The organism is Runella sp., from assembly GCF_027484545.1.
In the GTDB taxonomy this organism is placed as follows: Bacteria; Bacteroidota; Bacteroidia; order Cytophagales; family Spirosomataceae; genus Runella.
Window position 1 is genome coordinate 1 of sequence record NZ_JAIXST010000256.1, and the last position, 5,449, is coordinate 5,449.

Below are 5,449 nucleotides of genomic sequence, written 5' to 3' on the forward strand. Positions count from 1 at the left end.
AGTGACGTAAATTGGATTGAAAATCAACTAAACAACCGACCCCGAAAAACTCTTGGGTATTTATCTCCCATCCAGTTTGCTCTAAAACACCAAATTGCACTTCAAACTTGAATCCAAGAGGATAGGAGGAGTTGATTCAAAATCTAACATCGAATTAATAAGTCGGGCGTGGGAATACTTCGGTATATCCTGCGCCCGAATTTTTTGTTCAACAATTATTCCTTCTTCCAACAGCCGAGCGCGTTGAGTTCCTGCCAATAAAAACGTATCGGGTGTAATCCATTGCTGTCCGTTCCAAAAAACAATATTTGCGTAAGAAGTATCGGTAACGAAGCCATTTTTGATAATCAATACATCATCGGCATCGCCGCGTTGGGCAAAAAGCTCATTAAGTGATGCTCGGTTTTGATATTTGGAGCCATATTCGATGCCGTTACTGTTTATTAATCGAAGACGTTGAACAAGTCGAGGCTGATACGGTTCAAATTCGATTTTTTCAATTTGCTCACCGTACGTCATGCGACACTTAAATAAACCTTCCTTAAAATCCTCGGGAACAGTAATGAGTTGCGTTAAATCCCACTCCGATTTTCCTCCAAAATGGGAATAGCGTGTGTCATTAAGGCGTTTGTTGTGAAAACGAAGATTAAACAGTTGTCCGTCGGTAAGTCGGATGGTTTCTATGAAAAGAGGCTGATTCATGCGGTATAGGTAAATAAACTTTATCAATAACTTCTTGATACTCAGAATTAACTTCACTGCGGGCAGTAATACCGCCTCCACTTTTAAATAAGAGATGATTATCCTTCTTTTCAATAAATCGAATCAAGACACCGCTGTCTAAATTTTTACCGTCAAAAATTCCGGTAATTCCTGTGTAGTAGCCGCGCTCATACCCCTCGGCCTGTTGAATAATATCGAGTGTGCGGGGCTTGGGAGCGCCACTGATTGACCCTGCTGGTAAAAGCTTAAATAGCCAAGTCCCTAACGTTTCGCGCCAATCTTTAGGCATTAGACCTGCTACTTCGGAACTTACCTGAAGCAAGGTTTTTTGATTTGTGCTTAAGGTATCCAAGTAACGATAGCTTTCAACCCATACTTTATCGGCAACCATACTGAGGTCATTACGAATCAAATCTACAATGGTAGCGTGTTCGGCTGCTTCTTTAACATCGTTTAAAATAATCTGAGCGGCATTGGGCAAAGCCGCATCAATTGTGCCCTTCATAGGAAACGATGCGATACGATTGCCCCGTACCTGTACAAAAATTTCGGGCGAAACACACACAAATCTATCCCGCCACCACAACCGGTATTTGGCGAAACTATGAGCAAAAATTGATTTCAAATCTAAATCTGTTTCAACTTTCGTATATACTGAAAGATTGGTTAGAAACGAATTACCCAATTTTATTTGATTGACTACGTAGCCAAACTTCGATTGATAATCAGAAAAAGGAAGTGGATGTTTATTAAATTGAAACTGTGGAAGCAATTTTTGGTTAGTAGTAAGGTAGTTAGTTTGGCCATTAAAATCATATAACAACTCCTCATTATTGACTTCAGAAAGAGGAATTACTACGGGTTTTTCAGCCAAAAAGTCAATGACAAACAAAAACGGTGTGCGCTGGCGCCCGTACTCATTGATGCATTCAATAGCTTCTGATGTGGAAATAGTAGATAGCATTCATGGAAAAATTACAAAACGGAGATAAGTGCATTTTTATTAGATTTGCTCATAATTAACAGCCGAAATTCAAATGCAAAAATTTAGAAACGTTATTTTAATAGTATTGGCACTTTTAAATGGTTATCAGGCCTTTGCCCAAAAGAAACGTTTCAGTATTCTACCCTTTCCTGCGGTGTATTATACTCCTGAGACTCGCTGGGCTTACGGAGTAGCCCTCACATCCACTTTTCGTTTCAGCGGTGATTCTGCCAATGCCCGCCCTTCTCAAATCAGTTTGGGAATTGTGTTTACCCAACAGAAACAATCGCTCTACTATTTACCGTTCCAAGTTTTTCTAAAAAACGCCAGGTATTATCTTTATGGAGAGATGGGGTTTTATCGCTACAACTACTTTTATTTCGGAATAGGTAATCAATCCATTCCGAAAGAATTATACGGTGTAGATTTTCCTCGAGTCAAACTGAACCTTTTGAAAAAAGTATTTCCGCATCTCTACGCCGGATTACGTTATCAATACGAAGATTATCGTATTACTCAAACAGAGCCAAACGGAGCTTTTGCTAATGGGGATGTTCCGGGTACGCCGCGGGGACGTACTTCTGGAATCGGTTTAGGAGTATTTTATGATACTCGTGATGTGATTTTTTTTCCTGCCAAAGGTGTTGTAGCCGACTTGGCCTATTTTTACAATGCTCGTGTGTGGGGTGGCAATGTCCGATTTGACCGCTTTTATGCTGATATTTCTACGTACCGGACTGTGTTTCCCAAAACTATCTTGGTCGGAAATGTATTTGGCAGCTTTACTTGGGGAAATGCCCCTTTCAATATGTTGTCAGAATTGGGGGGCGGTAAACGGATGCGTGGATATTATCAGGGACGTTTTCGCGATGATAATGCATTGATACTACAGGCAGAAACTCGGTTTAACATTTTCAAACGATTGGGAGGCGCGGTATTCGGGGCGGCGGCTGTATTGGGGAATCAAAAAGATATTTTGAGATTCAATGATCCTAAGTACTCTTATGGTACTGGATTGCGATTTACGGCCAACCGTCGGGACCATCTTAATCTTCGTTTTGATTATGCAGTGGGCAAAGACGGAGGTAATTTTTATTTTACTATAGGAGAAGCTTTTTGAGTTGTGTAAATGGTCTACAAAAAAGCAGAATTGATTTACCATGCGGATTTCAGTAATTATTCCCACTTTAAACGAGCAAATGAATATTCCGGCGCTGATTGAATCTCTGCAATACAGCGGAGGAGAAGCGTTGGCTGAAATTATTGTCGTTGATGCAGGAAGCAGTGACCAAACAGAAACAGTAGCTCAAAAAGCAGGAGCAAAGGTAATAAAGTCTCCCGTTCGTGGTCGTGCTGTGCAGATGAACTATGGGGTTAAGTTTGCGACGGGTGATATTTTGTACTTCGTTCATGCCGATACACGTGTACCTGTGACTTTTGTGTCAGATATTCAACAGGCCATTCAGGAAGGCTATGAGTCAGGTTGCTACCGCTTTCGGTTTGATTCCGATAAAACTATGCTGAAAATCAATAATTACCTAACTCACTTAAATATCCTGACTGCCCGAGGCGGAGATCAAACATTGTTTATAACTCGTGACTTATTTACGGATCTCAGGGGTTTTGATGAGTACTACGTAATTATGGAAGAATATGACTTGTTGCGTCGGTTATGGAAAAAAAAACGTTCGGCCTTTAAACTGATTCCTAAAGATGTGTTGGTATCCGCACGAAAATATGAAAGAAATAGTTGGGCACGGGTTCAATTCGCCAATTTAGTCGCGATGACGCTGTTTCGATTAGGAACCAATCCGATACGCATTGCCCGTACCTATAAAAAAATGTTGGATTATCGTTGAAAACGTGCTTTTGCCTTGCTCTTTTATAAAATCCCTCTTTTTCCTGCTTTTTTTTTGCGACCTTTGCCGAAATTTTGTTCCGAAAAACGGATAATTAACTACGAATAACCAACCAAAAATGGAATTATACCTGGATTCAGCCGATTTTAAAGAAATAGAAACCGCTTTCCAACTTGGATTTTTAGCCGGTTTGACCACCACCCCAACTTTTATGCACCGTGAAGGCGTGACAGATTTGGACGGAATGATTGTCAAACTTTCAAAAATAGTACCCGTTCTTCAAATTGAAGCATTGGGTGATAATGCCGAAGAAATTGTAAAAGATGCTGAGCGCCAATTGGCATTGGGTCTTGACCCTTCCAAAACAGTTTTTAAAGTACCCGTGTCACTCGAAGGTGTACGCGCCTGCAAGATGCTGCGTGACCGCGGAATGATGGTCAATGTGCACTTGGTGTATACAATTCAGCAGGCGTATATGGCAATGGCCGCCGGTGCGAGCTATATCTGCGTATTGGCAGGACGTATGCAGGATCAAGGTTACGACGCTATCAAGCTTATCGGAGAGTGCGTTGAAATGGTTAATTTTTACGGTTCTGATTCTAAAGTAATGTTTTCATCGGTACGTAACGTTGAACACGTTCGCAATGCGATTGACTTAGGTTGCCAGACCATTACGGTACCTTGGAAAATTATGAAAGCATTGACCGAAAATAATTTCACTGCCATCGGTACTCAACAGTTTGTAGAACATACCCGTTTGATTACCGTGTCGGTGGGAGAAGCCATTAACGGTATCAATCCGTTGGTTTCGGCAGATACTACTTTGGCAGATGCCATTGTAAAAATGACCGAATTTGGATTTGGCTGTATTACAGTTACGAATACAGACGGCAGTGTAAAAGGCGTATTTACCGATGGTGATTTACGTCGCAAACTTTCGGAAGAAGGTCGGGATGTTTTAAGTAAAAAAATCGGTGAGTTTGAATACAAAATGCCTGTTTCCATTGAAGCAGATGCGCTTTTAGGTGCTGCGGCTGCGTTATTTAAAAAGACCAGCGTAGATACAATTTTAGTAACTGACGGTGGAAAACCGGTTGGAATGCTGGACATCCAAGATTTGAAATAAAAAAAAATTGTTCTGGCTTGCCGTGACAATTTTATAGATACTACTGCCAAATAGCAAACGGTTCGTCATAACGGCGAACCGTTTACTGTTAACAGATAACAATTAATGAATAATTTACGGTGGATGGTGCTCTCATCAGCCACATTTCAAATTATGCAAAATACACTGCCATTAATGGAAGCCTTTTATACCCTCCAAGGCGAGGGCTATCATAGTGGTAAAGCGGCGTATTTTATCCGCTTGGGGGGCTGTGATGTGGGCTGCGTATGGTGCGATGTAAAAGAATCGTGGAATGCCGAAGCACACCCTAAAGTAACTATTGACCAAATTGTGGAGGATGCTTTGGCTTATCCGGCACGAATGGCCGTCATTACCGGCGGTGAACCGTTAATGTATGATTTATCTGCATTGACCCAGACGCTCAAGCAGAAAAACTTTCATACGAATATAGAAACTTCAGGAGTTTACCCGGTGACAGGCTCTTGGGATTGGGTGTGTTTTTCTCCTAAAAAGTTTAAGGCCCCTCACGAAAGCATTTATGCTCGTGCCAATGAACTGAAAGTTATTATTTATCATAAATCTGATTTTGACTTTGCGGAACAGCATGCTGCTTTAGTCAATGAAGATTGTGTGCTGTTACTTCAACCTGAATGGAGTCGAATACAAGAAATGACTCCTCTCATCGTTGAATATGTAAAACAGCATCCAAAATGGCGCGTCTCATTGCAAACGCACAAATACATGGAGATTCCTTAA

General features: G+C 41.1%; 6 protein-coding genes. 4 read left to right on the forward strand and 2 right to left on the reverse strand.

The genetic code is table 11. The features are described 5' to 3' along the window. Nucleotides 1–81: 81 nt before the first annotated feature. Together Q0081_RS23230 and Q0081_RS23235 are read right to left on the reverse strand one after the other, a co-directional pair. A complete protein-coding gene (locus tag Q0081_RS23230; protein WP_298359330.1) occupies nucleotides 82–702 on the reverse strand; it encodes an aminotransferase class IV family protein in 621 nt (206 codons plus the stop codon). After that, a complete protein-coding gene (locus tag Q0081_RS23235) occupies nucleotides 647–1,687 on the reverse strand; it encodes an aminodeoxychorismate synthase component I (RefSeq protein ID WP_298359333.1) in 1,041 nt (346 codons plus the stop codon). The genes Q0081_RS23230 and Q0081_RS23235 overlap by 56 nt, the downstream gene beginning before the upstream one ends. A 73-nt stretch (nucleotides 1,688–1,760) precedes the next feature. Here Q0081_RS23235 and Q0081_RS23240 point away from each other — a divergent pair, with 73 nt between their 5' ends. The 4 genes from Q0081_RS23240 to Q0081_RS23255 all read left to right on the forward strand — a co-directional run bounded on the left by Q0081_RS23240 (nucleotide 1,761) and on the right by Q0081_RS23255 (nucleotide 5,449). Continuing rightward, entirely contained in the window at nucleotides 1,761–2,828 is a 1,068-nt protein-coding gene (locus Q0081_RS23240) for a BamA/TamA family outer membrane protein (RefSeq protein ID WP_298359336.1), read from the forward strand. A gap of 40 nt (nucleotides 2,829–2,868) precedes the next feature. Next, on the forward strand, nucleotides 2,869–3,567 hold the full coding sequence (locus Q0081_RS23245; protein WP_298359339.1) for a TIGR04283 family arsenosugar biosynthesis glycosyltransferase: 699 nt from the start codon (nucleotides 2,869–2,871) through the stop codon (nucleotides 3,565–3,567). 118 nt (nucleotides 3,568–3,685) lie between these two features. Next, on the forward strand, nucleotides 3,686–4,693 hold the full coding sequence (locus Q0081_RS23250; protein ID WP_298359342.1) for a transaldolase family protein: 1,008 nt from the start codon (nucleotides 3,686–3,688) through the stop codon (nucleotides 4,691–4,693). A 153-nt stretch (nucleotides 4,694–4,846) separates the two neighbouring features. Then, entirely contained in the window at nucleotides 4,847–5,449 is a 603-nt protein-coding gene (locus tag Q0081_RS23255) for a 7-carboxy-7-deazaguanine synthase QueE (RefSeq protein ID WP_298359345.1), read from the forward strand.

Bases quoted from the DNA above. Each gene is read 5' to 3' on its own strand.
- Q0081_RS23235 (WP_298359333.1), bottom strand. From the start codon at position 1,687: ATGCTATCTACTATTTCCACATCAGAAGCTATTGAATGCATCAATGAG.
- Q0081_RS23240 (WP_298359336.1), top strand. From the start codon at position 1,761: ATGCAAAAATTTAGAAACGTTATTTTAATAGTATTGGCACTTTTAAAT.
- Q0081_RS23245 (WP_298359339.1), top strand. From the start codon at position 2,869: ATGCGGATTTCAGTAATTATTCCCACTTTAAACGAGCAAATGAATATT.
- Q0081_RS23230 (WP_298359330.1), bottom strand. From the start codon at position 702: ATGAATCAGCCTCTTTTCATAGAAACCATCCGACTTACCGACGGACAA.
- Q0081_RS23255 (WP_298359345.1), top strand. From the start codon at position 4,847: ATGCAAAATACACTGCCATTAATGGAAGCCTTTTATACCCTCCAAGGC.
- Q0081_RS23250 (WP_298359342.1), top strand. From the start codon at position 3,686: ATGGAATTATACCTGGATTCAGCCGATTTTAAAGAAATAGAAACCGCT.